The 25,378-nt window shown below is 46.5% G+C and carries 22 protein-coding genes; 15 read left to right on the top strand and 7 right to left on the bottom strand.

Features of this window, described 5'->3' with window-relative positions:
* Window positions 1–157: 157 nt before the first annotated feature.
* Entirely contained in the window at window positions 158–442 is a 285-nt protein-coding gene (locus OAG1_RS00375; protein ID WP_016400030.1) for a hypothetical protein, read from the bottom strand.
* Window positions 443–961: 519 nt separating this feature from the next.
* On the opposite strand from OAG1_RS00375, the gene OAG1_RS00370 reads away from it, so the two are divergent.
* The 7 genes from OAG1_RS00370 to OAG1_RS00340 all read left to right on the top strand — a co-directional run bounded on the left by OAG1_RS00370 (window position 962) and on the right by OAG1_RS00340 (window position 10,288).
* Window positions 962–1,396 carry a hypothetical protein gene (locus tag OAG1_RS00370; RefSeq protein WP_016400031.1) on the top strand — a complete coding sequence of 145 codons (435 nt, stop codon included), beginning with the start codon at window positions 962–964 and terminating at the stop codon, window positions 1,394–1,396.
* Window positions 1,397–1,598: 202 nt separating this feature from the next.
* Window positions 1,599–2,342 (top strand): GntR family transcriptional regulator, encoded by a 744-nt coding sequence (locus OAG1_RS00365; protein WP_338623018.1) that lies wholly within the window; start codon window positions 1,599–1,601, stop codon window positions 2,340–2,342.
* A complete protein-coding gene (prpB, locus tag OAG1_RS00360; RefSeq protein ID WP_338623016.1) occupies window positions 2,342–3,226 on the top strand; it encodes a methylisocitrate lyase in 885 nt (294 codons plus the stop codon). The genes OAG1_RS00365 and prpB overlap by 1 nt, the downstream gene beginning before the upstream one ends.
* A 128-nt stretch (window positions 3,227–3,354) precedes the next feature.
* Window positions 3,355–4,482, top strand: coding sequence for a 2-methylcitrate synthase (gene prpC, locus OAG1_RS00355; RefSeq protein ID WP_338623014.1), 1,128 nt, complete (start codon window positions 3,355–3,357; stop codon window positions 4,480–4,482).
* 61 nt (window positions 4,483–4,543) lie between these two features.
* Window positions 4,544–7,132, top strand: coding sequence for a Fe/S-dependent 2-methylisocitrate dehydratase AcnD (gene acnD, locus OAG1_RS00350; RefSeq protein ID WP_338623012.1), 2,589 nt, complete (start codon window positions 4,544–4,546; stop codon window positions 7,130–7,132).
* Between the two features lie 8 nt (window positions 7,133–7,140).
* Window positions 7,141–8,319, top strand: coding sequence for a 2-methylaconitate cis-trans isomerase PrpF (gene prpF / locus OAG1_RS00345; protein WP_338623010.1), 1,179 nt, complete (start codon window positions 7,141–7,143; stop codon window positions 8,317–8,319).
* An 82-nt stretch (window positions 8,320–8,401) separates the two neighbouring features.
* On the top strand, window positions 8,402–10,288 hold the full coding sequence (locus OAG1_RS00340) for a propionyl-CoA synthetase (RefSeq protein WP_338623008.1): 1,887 nt from the start codon (window positions 8,402–8,404) through the stop codon (window positions 10,286–10,288).
* A gap of 330 nt (window positions 10,289–10,618) precedes the next feature.
* Here the strand turns inward: OAG1_RS00340 and OAG1_RS00335 are convergent, their stop codons facing one another.
* Complete coding sequence (locus tag OAG1_RS00335) at window positions 10,619–11,206, bottom strand: hypothetical protein (RefSeq protein ID WP_338623006.1); 588 nt, start codon at window positions 11,204–11,206, stop codon at window positions 10,619–10,621.
* Between the two features lie 106 nt (window positions 11,207–11,312).
* On the bottom strand, window positions 11,313–11,885 hold the full coding sequence (gene yeiP, locus OAG1_RS00330; protein WP_338623004.1) for an elongation factor P-like protein YeiP: 573 nt from the start codon (window positions 11,883–11,885) through the stop codon (window positions 11,313–11,315).
* Between the two features lie 259 nt (window positions 11,886–12,144).
* Between yeiP and OAG1_RS00325 the strand changes: the two genes are divergently transcribed.
* Both OAG1_RS00325 and OAG1_RS00320 read left to right on the top strand, forming a co-directional pair.
* The gene (locus tag OAG1_RS00325) at window positions 12,145–12,663 is read left to right on the top strand and encodes a hypothetical protein (protein WP_338623002.1); all 519 of its coding nucleotides are present in this window, start codon (window positions 12,145–12,147) and stop codon (window positions 12,661–12,663) included.
* Window positions 12,664–12,749: 86 nt separating this feature from the next.
* Window positions 12,750–13,253, top strand: a complete 504-nt coding sequence (locus OAG1_RS00320) for a hypothetical protein (RefSeq protein WP_338623000.1) — start codon at window positions 12,750–12,752, stop codon at window positions 13,251–13,253.
* 55 nt (window positions 13,254–13,308) lie between these two features.
* Here the strand turns inward: OAG1_RS00320 and OAG1_RS00315 are convergent, their stop codons facing one another.
* Entirely contained in the window at window positions 13,309–14,559 is a 1,251-nt protein-coding gene (locus OAG1_RS00315; RefSeq protein ID WP_338622998.1) for a leucine-rich repeat-containing protein kinase family protein, read from the bottom strand.
* A gap of 240 nt (window positions 14,560–14,799) precedes the next feature.
* On the opposite strand from OAG1_RS00315, the gene OAG1_RS00310 reads away from it, so the two are divergent.
* On the top strand, window positions 14,800–16,023 hold the full coding sequence (locus OAG1_RS00310) for a dicarboxylate/amino acid:cation symporter (RefSeq protein ID WP_338622996.1): 1,224 nt from the start codon (window positions 14,800–14,802) through the stop codon (window positions 16,021–16,023).
* On the opposite strand, the gene OAG1_RS00305 is transcribed toward OAG1_RS00310, so the two are convergent.
* Genes OAG1_RS00305 through OAG1_RS00295 form a run of 3 tightly spaced genes read right to left on the bottom strand, consistent with a single transcriptional unit; the run spans window position 16,020 to window position 19,315 of the window.
* Window positions 16,020–17,381: a sigma 54-interacting transcriptional regulator gene (locus tag OAG1_RS00305; RefSeq protein WP_338622994.1), complete on the bottom strand. Its 1,362-nt coding sequence runs from the start codon at window positions 17,379–17,381 to the stop codon at window positions 16,020–16,022. The genes OAG1_RS00310 and OAG1_RS00305 overlap by 4 nt on opposite strands.
* The gene (locus OAG1_RS00300) at window positions 17,368–17,889 is read right to left on the bottom strand and encodes a hypothetical protein (protein WP_016403827.1); all 522 of its coding nucleotides are present in this window, start codon (window positions 17,887–17,889) and stop codon (window positions 17,368–17,370) included. Before OAG1_RS00300 ends, OAG1_RS00305 begins: the two co-directional genes overlap by 14 nt.
* On the bottom strand, window positions 17,879–19,315 hold the full coding sequence (locus tag OAG1_RS00295; protein WP_152783976.1) for a HAMP domain-containing sensor histidine kinase: 1,437 nt from the start codon (window positions 19,313–19,315) through the stop codon (window positions 17,879–17,881). Before OAG1_RS00295 ends, OAG1_RS00300 begins: the two co-directional genes overlap by 11 nt.
* A gap of 346 nt (window positions 19,316–19,661) precedes the next feature.
* Here OAG1_RS00295 and OAG1_RS00290 point away from each other — a divergent pair, with 346 nt between their 5' ends.
* From OAG1_RS00290 to OAG1_RS00270, 5 genes are all read left to right on the top strand, one after another.
* A complete protein-coding gene (locus OAG1_RS00290) occupies window positions 19,662–20,006 on the top strand; it encodes a hypothetical protein (RefSeq protein ID WP_016403829.1) in 345 nt (114 codons plus the stop codon).
* A gap of 168 nt (window positions 20,007–20,174) precedes the next feature.
* The gene (gene asd, locus OAG1_RS00285) at window positions 20,175–21,284 is read left to right on the top strand and encodes an aspartate-semialdehyde dehydrogenase (protein WP_152783978.1); all 1,110 of its coding nucleotides are present in this window, start codon (window positions 20,175–20,177) and stop codon (window positions 21,282–21,284) included.
* Window positions 21,285–21,510: 226 nt separating this feature from the next.
* Window positions 21,511–21,807, top strand: a complete 297-nt coding sequence (locus tag OAG1_RS00280) for a hypothetical protein (protein WP_016403831.1) — start codon at window positions 21,511–21,513, stop codon at window positions 21,805–21,807.
* Window positions 21,808–21,944: 137 nt separating this feature from the next.
* Entirely contained in the window at window positions 21,945–22,970 is a 1,026-nt protein-coding gene (locus OAG1_RS00275; protein ID WP_152783982.1) for a GGDEF domain-containing protein, read from the top strand.
* Window positions 22,971–23,116: 146 nt separating this feature from the next.
* Window positions 23,117–25,231: a substrate-binding domain-containing protein gene (locus OAG1_RS00270; RefSeq protein WP_338622987.1), complete on the top strand. Its 2,115-nt coding sequence runs from the start codon at window positions 23,117–23,119 to the stop codon at window positions 25,229–25,231.
* The last annotated feature ends 147 nt before the right edge of the window (window positions 25,232–25,378 follow it).

The following is a 25,378-nucleotide window of genomic DNA, read 5'->3' as shown; positions in this document are numbered from 1 at the left end:
TATGCGGTGTGTCGCTAGTGTACTGTAGCTGAGCTAATGCTCCAACACTTGCGAGAAATCGGTTATCGATTTTGTAACAAAATGAGTACTTCAACCTCGGTGAACGTCTTAAAAACACGGAAGAATAAACAAAAAAGCGCCCCGCAGGGCGCTTATTTTACGTCTCTATTTTCACAGTTTTCTGTCGTGTGCGCCAAGCTTTGTGGCTAGTTTGCTGCTTAAGCTCTTTAGCTTTAGTGGCTGGCTCAGCTTGCTTAACTTTGGCTCTAAATCGACCATCGGGATCGGCACCAATATCTTTAGCGATGTGGGCGTTTATACCCTCTACTCGCCAGCTTTGTTGGCGTTGTTGCTTAAGCCATTGCTGGACCTCTAAATGTGCTTGGTAGCGCAATAACAACTCTACAGTAAAGCTTAATACGCGAATTTTAAGTGACATCATGTCTCGTTCTCCTTGATAGAGAGCGAAGTGACACAGTTAAGATAGGGTTAAATTTGGAATTCCTTCACTGCGACACTTAGCAGCTCGGGTAAAATTGGTAGGTAACTCAATCTTAAATTAGCTGCATAGCCTTGCATTTCGCATCGCGGGTTTATTGTGACCAACGCGAACCGAGATAAAAGACGGAAGTCGGGCTGAGCGATATGCTGAACATAAACAATGTTTCATTGTTGCCTCGACCTATGCAGTAATTGATTGAAGGCATAACATAGCGTGAGTTTGCTCAAATAACAAGCTGCTTAATAAACATTTTTTAAGTTTTTTGTCAGCGCTTTAAGCAGCAGAATATCTACTAAAAACAAACGATTAATTCAGATTAAAACACTAAAATTCTTATTTTAAATTACAATTAGTCTAGTGATTTGCAGTTAGTTTGATTTACTAGTTTAATAAGAGAAATGAAGGCAATACGCGTTAATTAACATCCTTACCGCTGTAAGCAATTAATTCGAGGTTTGAATGCATCCAGCCAGTCATGGTTACTACCAACTGCACGCTCAAGAAGGATTCTTGCTGGCACAGCTTTATGATAGCTGGAACGTCACCACCACTAAGGAATATCGCAAAGACGTTCAACAGGAAATGAGCCAATTTGGCCCTAAACCTTGGGCGGCTATTTTTGATATTCGCCACTGGCAATTTCTTACCCCAGAAAGCCTGCCTATTATGCAACAGCAAATAGCTTGGTGTTTGCAAAATCAACTCAGCCACTGCATTTACCTAGCTCCAAACTCAGGCATATTAGAGTACTTAAAACAGCAAGCCCATGCCGAGGTGCCTAAGCACAATTGCAAATTTGTACAACTAAGCACTATTGAACATAGTTTGCAGCAGTTTAAAGACTGGCAGGTAGAAGTTCCCTCATCAGTAATATCTCAATTGCACATTAGTTAACTAAGCCCCCATTAAACTAACTCTAAAAGATTGTTAACAATCTCGCTTCTCGCTCGCCTTTTGTAAACAAAACCCAGCTTAAACAGGCTTTTTAAGGCCATTAAACTAAAGTATAAGCACAAATTGTCGACAATAATTTGATCGAAGCGCAACATCCGATCTACACTGTGCAACATTCAAGCAACCTGAGTGTAACCCGTATATGTCTCAACTTAGCCCCAGCAAATCGCTCAGCGACAAACAAAATCTACTCTCGCAGAACTTAAGCGACACCTTAATTGAAGCAATAGTGAGCGGCCAAATAGCTCAGGGAGAAAAAATCTCTGAGCCTGAATTAGCAAGGCATTACGGCGTTAGCAGAGGCCCATTACGCGAAGCAATCCTTAAATTACAAGGTATGGGATTAGTTGAACGAGTTCCGCACGTTGGCGCTAGAGTAGTACAACTAAACCAGCAGCAATTGTTAGATATTTACTCGGTGCGAGAAGCGCTTGAAGGTATGGCTTGTCGCTTAGCCGCAGAGCAATTGTCGACAATTCAGCTTGAAGAGTTAAAAACCTTACTTGAACACCATCAAAGTTACCTGCAACAACACCAAGGTAAAGCCTATTTTGAGCAACAAGGTGATTTCGATTTTCACTATCTGATCATTAAAGGCAGCGCGAACCAACGTTTAGTGAACCTACTATGTGATGAGCTCTATCATTTACTGCGCATGTATCGCTATCAAGCTGCTAAACAAGTTTCGCGCCCAGAGCGCGCATTAAAGGAACACTGGGCGATTTGGCAAGCACTGGCCGATCGCGATGGTGAACTCGCCGAATTACTGATGCGTCGCCACATTGCTCGCGCGCGCAAAGCCATAGAACAACAACACCAAAATACCCAGACCGACCAAAGCTTAGAAACCACCGCTTCGGCAAATCAAATTCAAGGAGTGAACTAATGAGCAGCTCAAAACTCTCGCCCGGCGCACGCTTTCGCCAAGCAGTAAGCCAACAAAACCCATTACAAATTGTTGGCACTATTAACCCCTACTGCGCCATGATGGCACAGCGCGAAGGCCACCAAGCTATTTACCTCTCAGGTGGCGGAATTGCCAATGCCTCATACGGTTTACCCGACCTTGGCATTACTACTATGAATGACGTACTAGAAGATGTTCGCCGAATTACCGCCGCCTGTGATTTACCTTTGCTGGTAGACATAGATGTAGGTTTTGGCGGCGCATTTAATATTGCTCGCACCGTAAAAGAAATGATCCGCTCCGATGCTGCCGCCGTGCACATGGAAGACCAAGTCGCGCAAAAACGCTGTGGCCACCGCCCCAATAAAGCCATTGTTTCTAGCCAAGAAATGGTTGATCGCATCAAGGCTGCAGTAGATGCCCGCGTAGATCCAGATTTTGTGATAATGGCTCGTACCGACGCCCTGCAAATAGAAGGCATGGGAGGCGCCATTGAACGTGCTTGCCAATATGTTGAAGCTGGCGCCGACATGATCTTCCCCGAAGCCATGCTCACGCTTGAGCAATACCAACAATTTGCCGACGCTGTAAAAGTGCCGATTTTGGCCAATATTACCGAGTTTGGCCAAACCCCATTATTTAGTGGCGAAGAGCTAGCGAGCGTAGGTGTAGATATGGTGCTTTACCCACTATCGGCCTTTAGAGCAATGAACCAAGCCGCAGTAAATGTATATCGTAGCTTGCGTGAAAATGGCCACCAGCGTGATGTTGTTAACAGCATGCAAACCCGCGCTGAGCTCTATGACTACTTGGGCTACCACGACTACGAACAAAAACTGGACCAATTATTTAAGCAGGATTAATAAACCCCAACTACGTGAACGGACTTAGCCAGCCAAACCAAGATTTAGCGGCTAAGCCACTATTAACAAGCCAAAAATTCGCGCATCAGACGCCACGCTTGTTAACCAAAGGAATGAAGGAGAACATCATGGTACAAAAAGCTTTAGGAGGCGCAGGCTTACGAGGCCAAAGCGCAGGTGAAACCAAATTATGTACAGTTGGCCAAAGTGGTTCTGGGCTTACCTATTGTGGTTACGATATTAGTGAGTTGGCCGAGCAAGCGACCTTTGAAGAAGTGGCTTATTTGTTATTTCATGGCGAGCTACCTAATCGTGACCAACTAGCTGCGTATCACGACACCTTGCACAATCTACGTGAATTGCCAGATGCGCTTAAAGCGGTATTAGAGCTTATTCCCGCAGATGCTCACCCAATGGATGTTATGCGTACTGGGGTTTCTATGCTGGGTAACTTAGAAACCGAAGCCAGCTTTGCAGAGCAACAGCAACACACTGACCGTTTATTAGCGACCTTGCCGGGCATTATCTGTTACTGGTATCGCTTTAGCCACGACGGCGTGCGTATCTCCACCCAAAGTTCTGCTAAGTCTATTGCTGGGCATTTCTTAGAGTTATTGCATGGCCAACCTGCCGATCCGCTACACGAACAAGTCATGCAATGCTCACTGATTTTATACGCTGAGCATGAATTTAACGCCTCCACTTTTACTGGCCGAGTTATCGCCTCAACCCTTTCCGATATTCATTCTGCTGTATCTGGCGCGATTGGAGCCTTACGCGGGCCGCTGCATGGTGGCGCGAACGAGGCCGCCATGGCAATGATTGAAAATTGGACCAGCGCTGAACAAGCTGAAACTGAAATCATGGCCATGTTAGCTCGAAAAGATAAAATCATGGGTTTTGGTCATGCGATTTATCGCACCAGCGATCCACGCAACGCGCTGATTAAAGCCTGGTCGAAAAAGTTAAGCGAAGCCACTGGCGATCAGCACCTTTACGTCGTATCCGAGCGCGTAGAAGCGGTAATGTGGCGCGAAAAAGAGCTGTTTTGTAACGCAGACTTTTTCCATGCCAGCGCTTACCACTTCATGAATATTCCCACACCACTATTTACGCCAATTTTTGTTTGCTCGCGGGTAAGTGGCTGGGCTGCACACATCATGGAACAGCGTGCCAATAACCGGATTATTCGCCCCAGCGCCGACTACACCGGTAGCGAGCCTCGCAGCTATGTACCGCTAGAGCAGCGCGACTAGTTTTTGCCAGTAAGTGGAGCCAAGTGCTCCACTGCCTTCCCTTTTTGCTGTGGAAACGCTTATGAATACCGAATACCGCAAACCTCTAGCCAATAGCCAACTCGACTATTTTGATACTCGCGCGGCAGTAGAAGCCATTCAAGCTGGTGCCTACGCTGGCCTGCCTTATACCTCGCGGGTGCTGGCCGAAAACCTAGTACGCCGCTGCCCCCCCGAGCAACTCAATGCTGCGCTTAGCCAAATCATTAAGCGCAAACGCGACTTAGATTTTCCGTGGTACCCTGCTCGCGTAGTCTGCCACGACATTCTAGGCCAAACCGCCTTGGTCGATTTAGCAGGCTTGCGAGACGCCATTGCCGATAAAGGCGGTGATCCCGCCAAGGTAAACCCTGTGGTGCCCACCCAGCTAATTGTTGACCACTCCTTAGCAGTAGAGCATGCCGGCTTTGAAGCCGATGCCTTTGAAAAAAACCGTGCCATTGAAGATCGCCGCAATGACGACCGCTTCCACTTTATCAACTGGTGTAAAACCGCCTTTGAAAATGTAGATGTTATTCCGCCAGGTAACGGCATCATGCACCAAATCAATCTGGAAAAAATGTCGCCGGTGATTCAAGCGCGTGAGGGTGTGGCCTTTCCCGATACATTAGTGGGCACCGACAGCCATACTCCGCACGTAGATGCCTTAGGGGTCATTGCTATTGGTGTGGGCGGATTAGAAGCCGAAAACGTGATGCTTGGGCGCGCATCTTACATGCGTTTACCCGATATTATTGGCGTAGAACTAACTGGCCAGCGCCAAGCTGGCATTACCGCCACCGACATCGTACTGGCCATTACCGAATTTTTGCGTGAGCAAGGGGTAGTGTCTAGCTACTTAGAGTTTTATGGTGAGGGGGCTGCGCAGCTAAGCTTGGGCGACCGCGCCACGATCTCCAACATGACTCCAGAATTTGGCGCAACCGCTGCCATGTTTTACATCGACAACAATACTCTCGACTACCTTAAACTCACAGGGCGAGAGGCCGAGCAAGTAGCCTTAGTAGAAAACTACGCCAAAACCACTGGCCTATGGGCCGATGACTTACAACAGGCCGAATACGAACGCGTGTTACACTTCGACCTATCCAGCGTTGGCCGCAATATCGCAGGGCCGTCCAATCCGCATCGTCGGGTAGCCACCAGCGATTTAGCTAGCCAAGGTATTGCGTCACCGGTACCACAGCTTGACGGCATAATGCCTGATGGCGCGTGTATTATTGCCGCTATAACCAGCTGTACCAATACCTCTAACCCACGCAACGTTATTGCCGCGGGTTTATTAGCGCGTAAAGCCAATCAATTAGGTTTAAGCCGCAAACCATGGGTAAAAACCTCCCTCGCACCTGGCTCAAAAGCAGTACAACTATATTTAGAAGATGCCAATTTGTTGGCCGAGCTAGAGCAACTAGGTTTTGGCATTGTGGGATTTGCCTGTACTACCTGTAACGGCATGAGCGGTGCGCTCGATCCTAAGATTCAGCAAGAAGTGATTGAACGAGACCTTTACGCCACCGCGGTGCTATCGGGCAATCGTAACTTCGACGGCCGTATTCACCCCTACGCCAAGCAAGCCTTTTTGGCATCGCCACCTTTGGTTGTGGCTTATGCCATTGCCGGCACTATTCGCTTTGATATTGAAAAAGACGCATTAGGCCACGATAGCCAAGGTAAGCCTATTACCCTAAAAGATATTTGGCCAAGTGATGAAGAAATAGATGCAGTGGTTAAACAAAGTGTTAAACCCGAGCAATTTCGCCAAGTGTACCAACCAATGTTCGACCTAAAAGTCGATTATGGCAGTGCCAGTTCTCCTCTCTATGAATGGCGGCCACAAAGCACCTATATTCGCCGCCCTCCCTACTGGGAAGGAGCCTTGGCTGGCGAGCGAAGCTTACAAGGTATGCGCCCGTTGGCGGTATTGGGGGATAACATCACCACCGACCATTTATCCCCGTCGAACGCGATTATGCTAGACAGCGCCGCTGGCGCTTATCTCGATAAGATGGGTTTACCGGAAGAAGATTTTAACTCCTACGCCACTCACCGCGGTGACCATTTAACTGCACAACGCGCCACCTTTGCCAACCCTAAGCTGTTCAACGAAATGGTGAAAGAAAGCGGCAAGGTTAAGCAAGGTTCTCTAGCGAGAGTAGAGCCCGAAGGCAAAGTAATGCGCATGTGGGAGGCCATAGAAACCTACATGCAGCGTAAGCAACCATTAATCATTGTGGCAGGTGCTGACTATGGCCAAGGCTCGTCTCGCGATTGGGCCGCCAAAGGGGTGCGCCTTGCAGGCGTTGAGGTAATAGTGGCCGAAGGCTTCGAGCGAATTCACCGCACCAATTTAGTGGGCATGGGGGTATTACCGCTGGAATTTACCAAGGGTAACAACCGCCATAGATACCGCATAGATGGCAGCGAAACCTTCGATGTAATTGGTACACCAGCACCGGGCGAACTGCTTACTTTAGTGATTACTCGCACCAGCGGCGAACGCATCGACTTACCGGTAGTTTGTCGCTTAGACACCGCCGAAGAAGTCTCGGTTTATCAAGCCGGTGGAGTATTACAGCGCTTCGCTCAAGACTTTCTTGAGAATAGCCAATAGGAGGCAGCATGAGCCAAATTAAGCAACAACGCATTGCTGCCACCTATATGCGTGGCGGCACCAGTAAAGGGGTGTTTTTTAAGCTTGATGACTTGCCCAAAGCTGCGCAGCAACCCGGTGAGGCGCGTAACAACTTGTTGTTGCGAGTGATTGGCAGCCCCGACCCTTACGCCAAGCAAATTGATGGCATGGGTGGCGCTACGTCAAGCACCAGCAAAACGGTAATTCTAGCGAAAAGCCAGCAGCCTAATCACCATGTCGATTACCTGTTTGGCCAAGTTGCTATCGAAAAGGCCTTTGTAGATTGGAGTGGCAACTGCGGCAACTTAACCGCTGCTGTGGGCGCTTTTGCAATTAACGCAGGCTTGATAGATGCCGCTACTCTGCCACAGAATGGCCTTGCCAGCATCCGCATTTGGCAAGCCAACATTCAAAAAACCATTGTTGCTCATGTACCTATGCTTAATGGCGAGGTGCAGGAGTGTGGCGATTTTGAATTAGATGGCGTGACCTTCCCGGCTGCCGAAGTGCAAATTGACTTCATTGACCCTGCCGATGGCGAAGGGGCCTTATTTCCTACTGGTAACTTGTGCGAACAATTAGAGGTTCCGGGAATTGGTAGCCTGCAAGCCACCATGATTAACGCCGGCATCCCTACAATTTTTGTTGATGCCAAGCAGCTTGGTTACAGCGGCGTAGAGCTACAAGAAGACATTAATAATGATGAAAAAGCCTTAGCCATGTTTGAAAGCATTCGCGCCCATGGCGCACTTAAAATGGGCTTAATAGACTCACTGGAACAAGCCGCTCAACGCCAACATACACCCAAAGTCGCCTTTGTTGCCAAGTCGCAAAACTATCAAAGCTCTAGCGGCAAACAGATTAAAGCAGAAGACAACGACTTATGTGTACGCGCTTTATCTATGGGTAAATTACACCACGCCATGATGGGCACCGCAGCAGTAGCCATAGGCACAGCGGCAGCTATTCCCGGTACTTTGGTAAATCAAGCCGCTGGTGGCGGCGAGAGCGAGGTAGTACGTTTTGGCCACCCCTCAGGCAGCCTTAAAGTTGGCGCACAAGCTCAACAAGTTAACCAACAATGGCAAGTGACCAAAGTAAGCATGAGTCGCAGCGCCAGAATACTAATGGAAGGTTGGGTACGCGTGCCCAGCAACAGCTTTTAAGTTACCTAAGGTAACCAAAGTAAAGCCTAATAAAAAATTCCCCTTGCCAAGTGGTAAACAGCTTAGGGACGAGGAGCATATTATGAGTTATCAGCAACAAGCAGACCACGCCAAACAGCAACCCGAACAGTTTTGGTTAGAGCAAGCCCAACAATTGGCTTGGTATAGCCCGCCAGAACAAGCACTTAGCCAAGATGAACACGGCAATTATCGCTGGTTTAAAGGCGGCAGCATGAACACCGCGTATTTGGCGCTTGATTACCATTGTGAAAATGGCCGAGCGGAACAAACCGCGCTTATTTATGACTCGCCAGTAGCCGAGCAAAAACAACAATTCACTTACGCACAATTGCGTGATGAAGTAGCCAGTACCGCTGGTATGTTAGCTGCCCAAGGCGTCACTAAAGGCGACCGAGTGGTGCTGTATATGCCAATGATCCCTCAAGCTGCCATCGCCATGCTAGCTTGTGCACGCCTTGGAGCGATTCACTCGGTGGTATTTGGTGGCTTTGCTGCCCAAGAATTAGCGGTACGCATAGACGACGCCCAACCTAAAGTCATTCTTACCGCCAGCTGCGGGCTGGAAGGCGCCAAAGTCATCAACTACATGCCCATGTTAAGCCTGGCTTTAGAGCAAAGCCAACAGATGACTACCCCAGTATTAGTATGGCAACGCCCTCAGCAAGCGGTTGAATTTAATCAGCAATATCTAGATTGGCAAGCACTGCAACAGCAAGCTGAGCCGGCTGATTGCGTTCCGGTAGACGCCACCGATCCGCTATACATTTTGTATACCTCTGGCACCACCGGCAAACCCAAAGGTGTGGTGCGCGACAACGGCGGCCACGCGGTTGCGATGAACTACTCGATGCAAGCGGTGTACAACGTAAAACCCGGTGATGTATTTTGGGCTGCCTCCGATGTAGGCTGGGTAGTGGGTCACTCTTACATCGTTTACGCTCCGTTAATTTACGGCTGCACCACCATCTTGTACGAAGGCAAACCAGTGCGCACTCCCGATGCTGGCGCATTTTGGCGGGTTGCTAGCGAGCACAAAGTAAAAGTATTGTTTGCCGCCCCTACTGCCTTTCGCGCGATTAAAAAAGAAGATCCCGATGGCGCGTTGGTTAAAGATTACGACCTAAGCCAACTGCAAGACATCTTCATGGCGGGCGAACGTTTAGACCCACCAACATTAGAATGGACCATCAACAAAACCGACAAACCAGTGACCGACCACTGGTGGCAAACCGAAACCGGCTGGGCCATTGCAGGTAACCCTCTTGGCTTAGAACGTATGCCAGTAAAAGCCGGCAGCGCCACCAAAGCCCTACCCGGCTACCAAGTCACTATTTTAGATGAAATGGGCGACGAGTGTGGTCCAATGGCGCAAGGCTTTATCGCCATAAAACTGCCGCTTCCGCCTGGTTGTTTGCCTACCGTTTGGGGAGACCAAGCGAGGTTTGAATCGGCCTATTTAAAACAGTTCCCCGGTTACTATGTCTCTGGTGATGGCGGATACATTGATGAAGATGATTACCTGTTTGTAATGGGTCGTATCGACGATGTAATTAACGTAGCAGGTCACCGTTTATCAACCGGTGAGATGGAAGAAGTGGTTGGCGCCCACCCCGCGGTAGCCGAGTGCGCGGTTATTGGCAGCCACGACGACCTAAAAGGCCAAGTGCCCTTTGGCCTAGTGGTGCTTAAAGATGGCGTGCAACAAAGTGAGCAAGAGGTATCCAAAGAACTGGTACAAAAAGTACGTAATGAAATTGGCCCTTTAGCCTGCTTTAAACAAGCCATTATTGTGCAGCGTTTGCCTAAAACCCGCTCCGGCAAAATCCTCCGCCGCACCCTGCGCCAACTGGCCGACGGCGAAGAATACGCCATCCCTTCCACCATCGACGACCCAGCCAGCTTAGGCGAAATAGAAGAGCTGATGCGCCAAGGTAGAACGATGATTTAGTTAGAAAAATATTAAAAAAGCAGCCGAAAGGCTGCTTTACGTTTTCTAAGTTTCACTAGTCTTGGAGCAGTCTCGCAGCAAGTTCACCCTCACTCCTGTAAGTATCAACTATCCAAGTGCGTGCTAATTTCCCTCATCACCGCCGAGTAGCGTAAGTCATCTAGCGATTAAAGCTAAGGCCTGTTTGAGCGAAGCGAGTTGCCGCGGCGCGCTGGATGATGCGCAACGCAGGATGAAGGTGATGCGGGGCGGGCTTTCTTTTGCTTACTGTTCTTTGCCCGTCAAAGAAAAGTAAGTCGCCAACGGCGAAAAAGTTTGGTTCAATGCAGTTTATCGTGAACCGTTATACTCGACACTTATCTTATTTAAGCCAATATCATTACGCATAGCATTGGTTAGAAGTAATGCGTGATAACGAATGTCTTCCCAAGATGTAGGCTTATCGTCGTAAATCAATGCCAACAAAAGATCCATCAATTTGTCGTTTGCATCCATAATATTTTGAGGCGCTAACATCGCCAAATATCCGTATATTCTTAACCTTTCAGCTTCAAAAAGCTCTTGTTCTTCTGGCGAAAGCTTCTCTTTATTTTTTAAATATACCATTTCAATCTTAGCCAACATTGTTGCAACAAGGTCTATAGTCGCCCTATAAATCATGAGTTTATCACTGTGTTCTCTGAGGTGGGTCTGTTTGTAGATTTCAATCTCACTGGTTAATTTTGACAGATATTCCTCACTATCCCTTCGTAACTCATTACGAAGAGACTCTATTTCTCTATCGTACTTATTGCGCTCTTTTGCAAACAGCCTATTTGCCCATATGCTTCCTAAATAGTTAGATAGCCCCCAAATAATCACTCCACTAGTCCCTAGAGAAGCAAGTATCGCTGTTGCAACATTTAAATAATTAACCACCTTTTACTCCTAACAAATATCAAAAAAGCTAAACAACCTACCTAATAGCGCAAACAAAAAAGCAGCCCTAAAGCTGCTTTGTCCACCTAACTTCCATCAAAGCAAGTTACTTCTCTGCGCGACTCATAAATTTCTTCTCGGCAGTGCTTACCTTAATCTTCTCGCCGCTGGCGATGTATTCAGGCACCTGTACCGACAAGCCGGTGCTTAAAATAGCTGGCTTAGTGCGGGCGCTAGCTGAAGCACCTTTAATTGAAGGGTCTGTTTCTACGATCACCAACTCAACACTGGCAGGTAGTTCAACAGCTACTGGGGCGCCGTCTACGGTAACCACTTGCATACCCGCGGTATCTTCGGTGATGAAGGGAATTTCATCACCGATGGTTTCGCTGTTTAGGTTGTAAGGGGTGTAGTCCTCATTATCCATAAACACATACTCGTCACCATCAATGTAAGAAAACATCACTTGATGGCGGCTCACATCAGCAAGGTTAATCATTTCGTCGGCTTTAAAGCTTTCGTCAGCTTTTGCGCCGGTGGCTACATCGTATAAGCGCATACGGTACAGGCTAGCACCAGCACGTCCGCTAGGGGTTAACTTAGCGATGTCTTTTACAAAATACACTTTGCCGTTATGTTCGATGGCGGCATTCTTTTTTATTTCACTGGCCTTTGGCATGGCTGAAGTCCTTAACTAAATCGTGCAACGAAAATATCATGTACAGATTTTTAGGCAACCGTTGGCGGACCTAGAGCTAAGCAATTAGTAAGCTTTGTGTTATTAATCTCGCAAAAACTAAAATAATTACCGATAGTTAGCCAACAATTAAAAGTTTCACTTGCGTCTGTTAAACGCTTTCTGTAAAAAGCTCGGTAATTACTCAGGGACGATAATAGCTAACAGGAAAGTTAGCCTTGTTGCTTATTTAGGAGTTTAAATGTTGTCCCCGCGTATTGCTGTTGTTGCGCTATTGTCTGCTTTATTGATGGCTTGTTCTGTTGAAGATGACCAACCCAGAAGCCAAATTGCTGTCACTTTTTACCCCCCTGCAACGTCTTTCCCTGGTGCTGCCGGCGACACTGAAACGATTACTCAAAAACGTCACTTTAGAGCTGATGGCGGGTCGCCCGCGCAAAGCATCACCATTAACCAACGTCGTGATGGTGAGCAGCCAAGAATTAACGGCGAAGACGCCAGCCAAAACGCTACTTTCTTAATTGATTTTTTAGGCAGCACGACCTTAGATGTTTATTCTGAGAGCGGTGAGTTTTTATATAACATCGATATCTTCGCAGATATGACCCAGCGCCACCTTTGCTTACCCAGTATCTACATGAGCAAATTTGAGCTAGTAGTGGACTCGCCTGTCAAAATTGCCGAAACCAAAAAAGAAGCCCACGAGTTCATTTTAGCCTGCCGAACAATTAATGAAGGCATGGAAGAAAAAGCCGAATAAAACTGAAGATGACGCTTCAAGCTTTTTGAAGCGTCTCTTAAGGAAGCCAAACCACAGGATGTGAAAAACTATAAATAGGAAAGCACATGACCTGTCGATTACTTAGCGCACTGCTATTAACTTTAGGCTTAACGGCCTGTAATGATTCATCTGAAACCGATGATCTCAACCGCGTGTTTCTAACATTTTACCCTTCACAGCAATCTTTCCCTGAAGATGTAGCAAACAACGATACGGTCAACTTTAAGCGCTTGTTAATAGCGAACGGCGTTGAACAGGTGAACGTTACATTAAATCAACGCCTTGATGGTGAAGAACCTTTAGATGACGCGAACAATCCAGCTTATCAATATGCAGTATTTCGTGTGAGTTATGGGACAAGCAATACCTTCGACTTATACGATGAGGACCAAAACTTTCTTTATACGCATACCATTTTTGAAGAAGATAACGATAAGCACTACTGCATAGCGATTGATGAACAAAAGCCACAGCTCATCGAGGCAGATCTAGAAATGCGCTTCCCATCAGATAATGCAGAAGCCCACGAGTTTATTAGCCATTGTAGAACCTTAAATAACCAACAATAAGCGGCTTCTATAAGGTGTGGTTGCTATTTACTGCGACACTCACAAAACCGATATCTTAAAAGCCAAGCAACTCTTTTGCTTGGCTTTTAAGTTGCTTATAGGTATTTGAGGCTTGCGCATTTAGCCTACAAATACTCAGCATATCTTCGATAAAAAACGCCAATGCACGTTGCTCCACTCGTTCAAGTTTCAACTGCACTTCTTTTGGTAGATACTCGTAATGCGAAGCAGCACCAAAATCTCCCAGCACAATATTGTAGTCTTCATCCACCAACACATTATGTGCGTACAAGTCTCCGTGGCACATGTGATGCTCAACCAAGTGTTGCAGAAGGCTTTGCATTTGCTCCACAATCTTAGCAATTGCCACAATGCCCAGTTGCTGTCCCGGTAAAAAAGTATCCCGCGTACAAGTCGCTAAGCTAGGTGGCTGGCCTAAATTGCTAAAATGCTCGGGAATCAGCTTCATTACCACCGCAGAGCAATCGGGTTCACTAATTTGACCAATAAAATTAACCAAGGCTGGATGTTGGTCTACATGTAAGCAGGCGTCTAGCTCATCACTTGGATAACCGTCGCTGGTAAGTTCTCCCTTAAACACTTTAATAGCCACGCTGCTGGGTAGCGCTGCACCGGATTTAGGATGAGCTAGAGAAATAACGCCCGAGGCACCTTGTCCCAGAACTTTATCAAACACAAAATCGTCAAGTGAATATTTTGCTAAACCAGATCCATGCTCAAAACCTTGGCAAAAAGGGTTTCCGGCAAACGCCAGCCATGCCAAGCGCGGAAGCTCTAATAATTGAGTAGGAAAACTAGCCAGTTGGTTGGCGGATACACGCAGTAGTTCTAATTTGTGGCAGTGCTGCATTGATTGTGGCAAGGCAGTAAGGCGGTTGCCCGCCAAGGCACACTTTTGCAGCTCGCTACACTCACCCAGTTGTTCGGGCAAGCTTTCAATTTGGTTGTCGGTAAGAATTAACCAACGCAACTTTGCCGGCAATGCTGCTGCAGATACGTGGCGAATGCTATTTGATTTAAAACCTATCATATCAAGCTTAGCGCAGCGCCCCAGCACCTCTGGCAGTACTTCAAACTGGTTATTAGAGGCAAACACTATTCGCAAGTTTTGCAATTGGCTAAGTGATTCAGGTAAGGCGCTCAATTGATTGTCACTTAAGTCCAGCACCTCGACTTGTGGGCAATACTCAGCAAACTCTTCTGGCAGTTGCTCTAGGTTATCTTTGATATTAATGCGAGTGTGTTGGCGTAGTTGGCCGGAACGAAGTTGCTCTAAAGTATGCATGCTAGGAAAACTAAATAATAAAAGTGCGACATAATAGCCTGTTGAAAAACCGATAGTGAACAATTTAACAATAGAAGCGCAATTACACCTCAAATAACTGCCCGTTCCCCAACATCACCAACAACACATAAAACTGAACATCAATCAAAAATAGGTATATATGATTACTTTATAGCTTTTATGCAGTACAATTCGCGACCATCAATTGCACTGATAACACTATTCACAACAGGAAACTTGATGGACACAGCACAACCACTCTATAAAAATATTGGCGTACAAGTAGTCATAGCAATGATTATTGGTACGGTAGTTGGCGCAGTAATGGGTGAGCAAGCTGCTATATTTGCCCCACTTGGCGCGATCTTCATCCATTTAATTAAAATGCTGGTTATTCCACTCATTGGCGTGTCGATTATTTCTGGCGCAGCCAACCTTGGTAACAGCCCTGCAGCAGGTAAAATTGGTATTTCTACCTTTGGCTTCTTTATGGCAACCTCAGCGGTTGCAGTGGCGCTCGCCTTAGTTATGGGTTCTCTATTCCAACCGGGTACCGGTTTAGACTTAAGCCAAGCTAGCGATATGTTTTCTAACGAATACGCCGATAAAGGTGGCGTACCGGGTGTAATGGAAACCGTAATCGGCATGATCCCAGAAAACATTTTTGCCTCGTTAATGGATGCAAATATTCTGCAGATCATGGTGTTTTGTTTGTTCTTCGGTATCGCCTTATCAAAGCAACCTAGCGATAAAACAGCTCCTATCATGGGCGGCTTAGACACTGTTATTCGTGCCTTTATTTGGATGATCAACGTAGTAATGCTAATTGCGCCACTTGGTGTATTTGGTCTTATGGCTGAATCGGTGGGCACCTTTGGCTTTGCCATGCTAGGCCTTGTCGCTAAGCTGTTTGCCGTATATGTAGCAGCTATTCTTATTTATGGTTTTGTCTTCTACCCACTCACCATTAAGCTGTTCTCTAACATGTCGGTGCGTGAGTTTATGAGTGCTATGAAAAAGCCTCAAGCAGTGGCGCTTTCAACGTCATCGTCTATGGCAACCCTGCCGGTTACCATGGAAGTAGTAGAAGAAGAACTAAAAGTATCTAAAGCGACAGCCTCTTTTGTACTGCCTTTAGGGGCAACCATTAACATGAGTGGTAATGCTATTTACTACGGTTTAGTGGCGGTGTTTTTTGCGCAAATGTTCCAAGTAGACTTAGGCTTAGCGGCTTATGCGGCAATTATTTTTACCGCTACTTTGGGGGCAATTGGTCAAGCAGGTGTGCCAGGCCCGTCGTTCTTGGTAGTCGCGGTATTGCTAGCGGCAGGCATTCCTATTGAAGGCCTACCACTATTGTTTGCATTGGACCGTATTTTCGACATGATCCGTACTTCGTTAAACATCACTGGCGATGCAGCTTGTGCGGTGATTGTTGATCGTTTTAACGAAAAGCACCTTTAAGCACGGAACGATTCGGGGCGCAGATGATGGCGCTCCAGTAACTTATAAAACTCGGTGCGATTACGCATCGCTAAGCGCGCTGCCTGACTCACGTTACCTTGAGTTAGGCGCAATAAGCGCGCTAAATAACCTCGCTCAAACTCATCCCTAGCCTGAGAAAAACTCACCAACTCGGCCTTTTCTCGCAAGGCTTGTTGAACCAGCTGCGCCGGAATCAACGGCCCAGTAGATAAGGCATTGGTTTGCTCAACCACATTCATTAGCTGCCTAACATTGCCTGGCCAACGCGCCGATACCAAGCTAGACATGGCTTCTGGAGAATAGGTTTTTAGCGCACTGCCTTGACGATCGGCAATTTGCTGGCTGAAGTGATGCACCAATAAAGGAATATCTTCGCGGCGCTTGGCTAATGGCGGCAAGCCCAGCTCCACCACATTAAGGCGATAATAAAGATCTTCCCTGAACTCTTGTTGCTGCACTGCTTGATATAGATCTTGGTGGGTGGCCGAGACAATTCGCACATCAACTGGAATGTTCTTGGTTGAACCCACCGGACGTACTTCCCGCTCCTGCAGTGCACGCAGTAATTTAACTTGCACACTTAAGGGCGTATCAGCGATTTCATCTAAAAATAGGGTTCCACCGTTAGCTGCTTGAAATAAACCGGGATGCGCATTGGCTGCACCACTAAACGCGCCTTTGGCATGACCAAATAGCTCAGACTCAAACAAGCCTTCGGGAATAGCGGCACAGTTCACCGCAACAAATGGGCCCTGGTGACGCTGGCTAGCCTGATGAATCGCCTTAGCCAACAACTCTTTACCTGAGCCACTTTCACCCTGAATCATGATATTTACATCACTGGGTGCAACTTGCTGAATTTGCTTGATCAGCACATCCATAATTGGGCTACGACTAATAATGTCACTGCGCCAGCTAGCCTGAGGCTGTTGGCTTTCACTTTCCGCAATATTTGGCTGAAGCTGTAAAGCGTCTGCCACTTTTGCCAGCAACTCTTGGCTGTCGAAAGGTTTAGTTAAATAGCCAAATACACCTTGTTGAGTGGCCGCAATAGCATCGGGAATATTACCGTGAGCGGTAAGTAACATCACCGGCAAGCTGGGGTACAACTGCTTTATTGCATTAAACAAGGCAAGGCCGTCCATACCGTCCATGCGTACATCACTAATAACCAGTTGTGCCGGGTAGCTTTCCAACTCTGCCAAGGCTTCTTTGGCGCTGGCAACAGCGTGCACTTCATATCCGGCTGATTGTAATCGCAGGCTTATCAGACGTAGTAGGCTGGGGTCGTCATCGACAACCAGTAGCTTTCCGCCTTGATGATTAATTTCGTTCATTTAGTTGTTGCTCAATTCGCGTGAGTTCATCTAGCTGCATTTTTAATGCCCCAATTTGCTGCTGCAGTAAATCTTCTTGCTGCTGCTGGGTAGAAGCGAGATCTTCGTATTTATGTAACCAACGCAAGCTATCCGCAATTTGGTCGTTTAAGGCCACCAGCATGCCACGTTGGGCAAATACTTGCTCGCTAGCTAACGCCTTATTAAACAGCGCATGAGCGCGGTGCGGATTCTTCACTGGTGACTTCTTATAGGCATATATTAGGCCAAGTTTAATACCATTATTACCCTGCTGCGGATCCAGTAATAACAGCTCTAACTCGTTGAATATTTGATCTTCACTGAGGCTTTCAAGGTTTAAATAATAGGCCGCTGGGTCAAACTTACCCAACTCAAGTTGCTGAGCGTCGCTAACAGGCACCACTGGTTGATTGGGGCGTGTTAACTCACAACCGCTAAGCATTAGCGTTACCATACTAAGCAGCATTACGTACAATTTAACTTTCATCTAACTCGCTTCCTTGTAAACCTTCTACGACAAATCGACTGCCTTGTTCTAAGCGCTGATAACGCAAACTGGCGTGTTGCCGTTCAACTAACTCTTTGGCAATGGTTAAACCTAAACCGCTGCCTTTTAAACGCGGATCTTTAGCGGTTTTTCCTTGAACGAAGGGTTGGAAGATCCGTTGCTGTAGCTCATCTTCAATGCCTTCACCTTCGTCATCAATATATAAACTTACCCCGTTTACCGTGGCAAACGAGCCTAGTTTTATCACCCCCGCTTGTGGCGAGAACTTAATCGCGTTCGACAATAGATTATCGACGATCACCCGGAGCTGCTCTTGGTTGGCCATCACACAGCTCTCTCCCAGCTCTATCTTAGGGTTTAAGCCCCGGCTAGACAGGCTCAAGCGATGGCTTGCCAACACTTTTTCAATAAGTGGCTTTAAGTCCACAGGGTGATGAACTTGTTCACCAGGGGTATCCAACAGCAAATTAAAATCCAGCAAGGCTTCAATCAACTGCTGTAAGCGCAAACTGCTATCACGCAGTATTTCGGTAATTTCCTGCTGCTGAGCGTTAAGAGGCCCTGCACTGTTGTCATAGAGCAGTTCGTTACCTTCACGAATAGCCGCCAACGGAGTTTTTAGCTCATGCGAAATATGTCGAATAAAAGCGGTTTTTTGCTGCTCTAAACTCAATAGCCTTAAACGCATATCATCCAAGGCATCGGCAATCGCCATCACTTCGGTAGCGCCACTTACCTTAATGGCTTGCTCAAACTCACCCGACTTTAGACGAGCAATTTGTGGCCGTAACTGTTGCAAGGGCCGAGTAATCACCAATACCAGCAATACCGCCGCGGCCAAGGCAAAAGGCAGGCTGATCATGCTAAACAACAAACGTTGCTGAGCCTGTTGCGTAGTATGTTGCAAAGCCATAGCCAGTTCATTAATTAAACTTTGACTGCGTTGGTCGAAGCGATGACTTAAGCTAGCAAAGCGCTTAAATTGTATATTTAGAGCCACTCTTTGTAAGGCTTGAGGGCTCTCCATTAGCTCACTTAAAGATTGCAGTTGCTGCTCTAATTCATAAACAATCTGCAATAGCTCTTTATCTTCAGTGCCAGTACGCAGCTCAAACAAACCTTTAGATACCCGTTGCCACTGGCGCTGATAAAGCTTTAAACGATTTTCATCGGCAAGTACTCTAAACTGCCGCGCACTGCGTTCTAAATCTAATAAAGACTCGTCTAAACGTTTACTTGCCGACACCACTTGCGCCGACAAAAACGCAGTTTGCTGGCCTTGCATAGACACTTGTTGCAAATAATATGAGGCAAGCAATAAACTAAGTAGTAAGGGCAATCCCAAGGTGGCTAAGGCCCAAAAGCTAAGCCGGCGAATAGAGGCCAGCACGCGAAAATTAATCAAACAACTATCCCTAGCGAGGAACAACAATCCAAACAGCGGACTATAATGCCAGAGATGCACAAAAATCCCACTGTCGCCAATCAGAGACAGTTATTACATATGATAAATAACCAAGCTAAGTCTCTGATTTATGGTACAAGTGTAAACTTTTGTTGCTAGTAGGCTAGATTTAAACCGCAAATTTTCCCACCACTGTCGCCAATCAGCGACACTTTTTATCACCTCTACAACTAAGGCTTTGATTTTTAAGTGCTAAATTTTTGGCTTAATTTGTGCTGTAGCTCACAGGGTTTAGGGTGAGCGGCTTCTTATTATCTCGCCAAATTATTTAGCTAAAGGAATCAAAATGGAACAGTTTGATCAACGTTGTTTAAGAATTGGCGATTGGATTTTCGAAATAAAAATGGTGCGCGCTATCCGAGTAAGCGAATATGGGCAACCCTATGATGCCTGCGCCAATATCAACTTTAACGGCACCCAAGCCTACATCGACAGCCAACTCACCCGCAGTGACAACGCCTTTAGCGGTAAGGACTTTGCCAGCTTCGTGCAATTCTGCCAAGAAATGGGCATTACCGATGCTTGCTACGACCGCTATTCCCAAGGAAAGCGCCGCAGCCGCAACATAAACATTAGCGAAGATCAGCGCCAATCTCCCAAAGTGGTTAACTTTCCAACTAGCCCACGCTAAATCGCGCTGCAATCATCTTCGCAAATAGTGGTTGAAAAGCGCTCAACTTTCTTTGATAAGCGCTAGTGTTAAAGGCTTGCCAATGGTAATCTCAAAGATTGGCTAAACTCACTTGTTTAGCCAAACAGCAAACACAAAGATCATAAAATAAAGGATGTAAAACGGACCATGAAAGTAGGTTTGGTTGGTTGGCGCGGCATGGTGGGTTCCGTGTTAATGCAGCGTATGCGCGAAGAGAGCGATTTTGCCCACATAGCTCCGGTTTTTTTTAGTACTTCTCAAGTAGGTATTGCAGGTCCAGATGTTGGCACCGGCGAAACCATCTTGCAAGATGCCTTCGATATCGACAGCCTAAAAACCATGGACACCATTATCACCTGTCAGGGTGGTGATTACACCAAAGACGTTTACCCTAAACTACGCGAAAGTGGTTGGGACGGGTACTGGATTGATGCAGCATCAGCACTTCGTATGGAAGATGATGCAGTTATTGTATTAGACCCAGTAAACCGTGACGTGATTGACCAAGCCTTAAGCAAGGGTGTAAAAACTTATGTAGGCGGTAACTGTACCGTTTCATTGTTATTAATGGCCATTGGCGGATTGTTCGAAAAAGACCTTATCGAATGGGTTAGCCCAATGACCTACCAAGCTGCTTCTGGCGCTGGTGCGCGTAACATGCGTGAATTAATCAGCCAAATGGGCGAGATTCGTGACGATGTAGCCACAGAGTTAGCCGATCCAGCATCTGCCATTCTTGATATCGACCGCAAAGTGGCTGATAAAATGCGTAGTGACGATTTCCCTACCGATCAATTTGGCGTACCGTTAGCTGGCAGCTTAATCCCTTGGATTGACGTGCCACTAGCCAGTGGTCAAAGTAAAGAAGAATGGAAAGCGCAAGTTGAAGCGAACAAAATTCTTGGCACCAGCGATCAACAAACCCCTATCGACGGGATATGTGTGCGCATTGGCGCTATGCGTTGTCACAGCCAAGCGCTTACCATTAAGCTGAAAAAAGACATTCCAGTTGCCGAGATTGAAGAAATTTTAGCCGCTCACAATGATTGGGTAAAAGTAATTCCAAACGATCGCGAATTATCAGCTCAAGAACTTACTCCAACCAAAGTAACTGGCACACTTAGTGTTCCGGTTGGTCGTATTCGTAAGCTCACCATGGGCCCGGAATACATTTCGGCCTTCACAGTGGGTGACCAATTGCTATGGGGCGCAGCAGAACCGCTACGCCGCATGTTGCGCATCTTAATTGGCAAGTAAGCAAGTTTAAAATCGATAAAGCCCAGTTCCTCAACTGGGCTTTTTTTTGCTTTTCATTAGCTCTGCAAGTTACAAATTGGGATTTTAGGCTGGGCCATTTTCTCCCTTGCGCAACACAAACAACAATTAAGCAGCAAATTGTTTTCATAGCTGAGCAAAATTTACTAAGCTATTGATAAGAAAAATATCCTTTATTTACTAATTCGTTGAAATTGTAGGAATCGCGATGAAAAAAACTCTCCTTGTTGCCAGCGCCATTGCCTTACTGGGAGCTTGTTCAAGCTCTGCTCCTGAACAAAACCAAGGTGTGATGATTACCGAGAAATCAACCGATGTGGTTGATTGCAATATTCTAGGGGTATTTAACGTAGACCCGCAAAGTTTAGACAGCGATAGCGGCAAACAAGAGTTAAGCCAGCGGGTTATTAGTCTTAAAGGTAATGCAGTGCAGCTGATTCCTTTAACCACAGCAGAGCCAGAGTTAGTTAGCGCACATGTTTACCAGTGTCCCGAGGCTTCATAATAAGATTGATAACCTCGAATGAAGGAGCTTACTCGGCTCCTGTTGGTTCATTATTGATTAACAAAAGCCGTATTGTTTACAACGCCAAATAAGCAGGCTGCGAATGGCGTTAAGCAACGAGTATCGATGGAGCTCATATGAGCGATAAAATTTTAAAAAAAGCGACCCTAAATTTAAAAAAGGCAGTGCCTTTGATGATGAAGCATCAAATTCCTGCCACACCTAGCAACTATGCCTTATGGTATTTGTACGTTGATGATCAAAACCCTGAGCTAAATGCCGCCATTGACGAAATCATTAGCGAATACGACACCGTTCCAACTACTAGCAGCCAAATCCTTTATCAAAATCATATTGCTAGCCAAGAAGAATTAGATGTGAAAAGCATGCGCCATAGCCTAGAAGCCATGGCCACCGAGCTGTCACAAACCATGACCGATACCGGCTCAGATACCAACGCCTTCCAATCCAGCATAGATAAGAACTTCGCCAAATTAAATCGCATTGAAGAAGACGGCATTCCACTAGAGCAAGTGCTTGGCTTAGTTCGCAATCTGATCGACGATGCCGCCAGCATTCGACAAAGCACCGACTTTTTCAACTCTCAATTAGGCAAAGCCCAAGCTGAAATCGAGAACCTAAAAAATCAACTTAAAGAAACCGAGAAAGAAGCTCTCTACGATGCGCTTACTGGCGCGTTGAATAGACGTGCCTTTGACGCAGACTTTAAAGACTTGTTCGAATCAAGCCCAGAAGGTTTGTGCATTATTCTGGCCGACATCGATCACTTTAAAGCCTTTAACGACAATTACGGCCACGTTCTCGGTGACCAAGTACTAAAAATTGTGGCTAAGCGGATTAACGAAGCATGTCGCGATGGCGCAAAAGCCTATCGAATTGGCGGCGAAGAATTTGCCATTATCTGCCCTAAATCAAACCTACGCTCAGCGCGCCATTTAGCAGAGTCGGTTCGCCGAGCTATTGAGAAACTAAGCCTTAAAGATCGTCGCTCCAACCAACGTATCGACAACATCACAAGCTCCTTTGGTGTAGCCGAATATAACGTGGTGAGTAAGTCTCGGGCGATTGTTGATGCAGCAGATACCCAGCTTTACGAAGCCAAAAGGCTAGGTCGCAATCGAGTAATGCCTATCGTTAGCTAAATGTGACCGGCATGCTTCTTTGCCAAAAGAAGCATGCCACTAAGCAGCAAAAATACAATTTATTAACAATTCTCCTAGCTAAATCACAGCAATCTCAGTTTCACTTGTTACATTGAAAGGTATTAACACCAAAACTATTGTTCTAAATGAAAAAACGCATTGCGATTATATTGCCAACCTTGTCTCAAACCATCGATCAGCAGGTGATTCGAGGCATTCAAACGAGTCTTGATCCGCAATTATATAGCTGCCTATTCATGCCTGTTGGCTACCTCCCTGATGAGCAAGATTTTCAAGACAAAGATCTATGGCTTATAAAACAACTAAGCAAACTAGATATAGACGGGGTGGTCTTATACGGCGGAGGTGTAGGCTACAAGACCTCAGATACGGTAATGCGCAAAGTAGTTGAAGCGATTGGTGAGCTACCCATCGTAAATGTTGGATCGGTGATAGCAGGCATTCCATCGGTACTGGTCGATAACTACAGCGGCATGTATCAACTCACCCAGCATATGCTAGAGATTGGCTGCAAAGACATTCTTTATATCGACGGCCCAGAAAACAATTTCGACTCCCAGCAACGTTATAAAGCCTTTAGAGATGTACTCGCAGAACATGGTTTAAGTCACGCTCCTGAACAACACCTGCATGGCGATATGACACCTGTTGGTGCAGGCAAGCTCTGCCATCAATGGCTAGCCAAGCAGCAGCGCCTGCCCGATGCCATTATGTGTGTTAACGACCTAAGCGCCAAAGGTGTAATCGAAGAACTCGATAAGCAACAAGTGGCTATACCAGAGCAAGTAAAAGTAAGTGGCTTTGATGATTTTGAATATGCCGATGCCATTCGCCCTAGCCTCACCACCGCTATTTACCCCGCTCAGCGCACTGGCTCTCTTGCAGCGCAATTAGTAGTCGAAAGCATTAATGGAGCAACTCTCGACGCCCAATATCAATTAGAAACCATGTCGATACTCCGAGCGAGCACCGGAGCTCCGGCAAAAGATGTCGAGCTACGCAGCAACGACGAGCAAAACCGTTTGCTTATCCAACAGCGCGACAGCAATGCCCAGCGCCTAGCGGTCACTCGCTTACTGCACCAACGACAAACCTTAGATACCATTTTAACTCAAGCCCAACCCACCCTAGACGAACTTGGTATACCGGAGCTGTATATCTATCAGCAAGGCTTTAGTGAACAAGGAAAAAGCCACACTTATTTGGCTCACCGCTTACAACCTGGCAGCCTAGCCTTAGCAGAATCGGTAACGCCCTTGCCAGCCGCCTTTGAGGAGGTAATTGGCGACAAAGCGCATCAAGGTCTTTGGGTGATAAGCGAACTTAAAAGTGGTAACCAGCACTTTGGCTATATGGTAGCGCTTACTGAAGGCGTGCATGCTGAATTCATCGAATTTATGGCACCGCAAATCGCCGATATTATTGACCACCAGCGGCTACTCGAAGAAACCAAACAATACCAAGCTCAAGTTGAGTTAAGTGAAAAAATGGCGGCCTTAGGCGGCTTGGTCAGTGGTGTTGCCCATGAAATAAATACCCCTTTGGGCAACAGTTTACTAGCAGCAAGCCACCTTAAAGAACAAATTGCGCTGTTGGCTTCACAAATGAAAAACCAGCAGCTTACCAAAGCCAATTTTGAAAAGTTTGTTGATGATGCCTCCAATACCAGCGACATTATCATTAGCAGTGCGCAACGCGCTGCAGAACTTATCACCAGCTTTAAGCAAGTTGCAGTAGACCAAAGCTACGAAGAGCAACGCAGTATCAATCTTGCCGACTACATCAACAAAGTTCTCCGTAGCTTACAGCATCAACTTAAGGGCACTAAGGTTAGCCTCAATACTCAGCTAGAGCCCAATCTACATGTATTTACCTATCCGGGAGCGATCGCCCAAGTGATTACCAATTTGTTTGGCAATGCGCTTATTCACGGGCTCGGTCATGGAAAAACCGAAGGCAAAATAAGTATTTCCTTAGAAAAAGCTGGCCAAGGCGCGCAACTCATCGTGGCCGATACAGGAAAAGGTGCCAGCCAAGAAACCGTAAGCCACATTTTTGAGCCCTTCTATACTACAGCCCGTGGCCAAGGAGGCTGCGGCTTAGGTATGCATATAGTGTATAACCTCATCACCCAAAAACTGCAGTGGCAGCTACAAGTTGATACTCAACCAGAAAAAGGCTTTCGCTTTATTATCTCGATTCCACAGCAGGCGCTAAACCAAACTGAAGCGGCCAACTAAGCAACAAGTAATACTGGCGTAAACTGGGAGGTAAGCCGCTTAGTTTTTTACTAATATCACTTCGCTCATAAGGTGGGTATTGCCACTCTCGCTCTAAAACAGTGTCTTGGTTCATCTTGAAAGCCCATGCTCAATTCTCCTTCCCAG

Source organism: Agarivorans sp. OAG1, from assembly GCF_037076485.1.
GTDB lineage: Bacteria > Pseudomonadota > Gammaproteobacteria > Enterobacterales > Celerinatantimonadaceae > Agarivorans > Agarivorans albus.
The sequence above is the reverse complement of the archived record's forward strand: the minus strand, read 5'-3'. Positions and strand labels throughout refer to the sequence as shown.

Coding starts and splice junctions, on each gene's coding strand:
- OAG1_RS00375 (WP_016400030.1), bottom strand. CDS start 442: ATGATGTCACTTAAAATTCGCGTATTAAGCTTTACTGTAGAGTTGTTA.
- OAG1_RS00370 (WP_016400031.1), top strand. CDS start 962: ATGCATCCAGCCAGTCATGGTTACTACCAACTGCACGCTCAAGAAGGA.
- OAG1_RS00365 (WP_338623018.1), top strand. CDS start 1,599: ATGTCTCAACTTAGCCCCAGCAAATCGCTCAGCGACAAACAAAATCTA.
- prpB (WP_338623016.1), top strand. CDS start 2,342: ATGAGCAGCTCAAAACTCTCGCCCGGCGCACGCTTTCGCCAAGCAGTA.
- prpC (WP_338623014.1), top strand. CDS start 3,355: ATGGTACAAAAAGCTTTAGGAGGCGCAGGCTTACGAGGCCAAAGCGCA.
- acnD (WP_338623012.1), top strand. CDS start 4,544: ATGAATACCGAATACCGCAAACCTCTAGCCAATAGCCAACTCGACTAT.
- prpF (WP_338623010.1), top strand. CDS start 7,141: ATGAGCCAAATTAAGCAACAACGCATTGCTGCCACCTATATGCGTGGC.
- OAG1_RS00340 (WP_338623008.1), top strand. CDS start 8,402: ATGAGTTATCAGCAACAAGCAGACCACGCCAAACAGCAACCCGAACAG.
- yeiP (WP_338623004.1), bottom strand. CDS start 11,885: ATGCCAAAGGCCAGTGAAATAAAAAAGAATGCCGCCATCGAACATAAC.
- OAG1_RS00325 (WP_338623002.1), top strand. CDS start 12,145: ATGTTGTCCCCGCGTATTGCTGTTGTTGCGCTATTGTCTGCTTTATTG.
- OAG1_RS00320 (WP_338623000.1), top strand. CDS start 12,750: ATGACCTGTCGATTACTTAGCGCACTGCTATTAACTTTAGGCTTAACG.
- OAG1_RS00315 (WP_338622998.1), bottom strand. CDS start 14,559: ATGCATACTTTAGAGCAACTTCGTTCCGGCCAACTACGCCAACACACT.
- OAG1_RS00310 (WP_338622996.1), top strand. CDS start 14,800: ATGGACACAGCACAACCACTCTATAAAAATATTGGCGTACAAGTAGTC.
- OAG1_RS00305 (WP_338622994.1), bottom strand. CDS start 17,381: ATGAACGAAATTAATCATCAAGGCGGAAAGCTACTGGTTGTCGATGAC.
- OAG1_RS00300 (WP_016403827.1), bottom strand. CDS start 17,889: ATGAAAGTTAAATTGTACGTAATGCTGCTTAGTATGGTAACGCTAATG.
- OAG1_RS00290 (WP_016403829.1), top strand. CDS start 19,662: ATGGAACAGTTTGATCAACGTTGTTTAAGAATTGGCGATTGGATTTTC.
- asd (WP_152783978.1), top strand. CDS start 20,175: ATGAAAGTAGGTTTGGTTGGTTGGCGCGGCATGGTGGGTTCCGTGTTA.
- OAG1_RS00280 (WP_016403831.1), top strand. CDS start 21,511: ATGAAAAAAACTCTCCTTGTTGCCAGCGCCATTGCCTTACTGGGAGCT.
- OAG1_RS00275 (WP_152783982.1), top strand. CDS start 21,945: ATGAGCGATAAAATTTTAAAAAAAGCGACCCTAAATTTAAAAAAGGCA.
- OAG1_RS00270 (WP_338622987.1), top strand. CDS start 23,117: ATGAAAAAACGCATTGCGATTATATTGCCAACCTTGTCTCAAACCATC.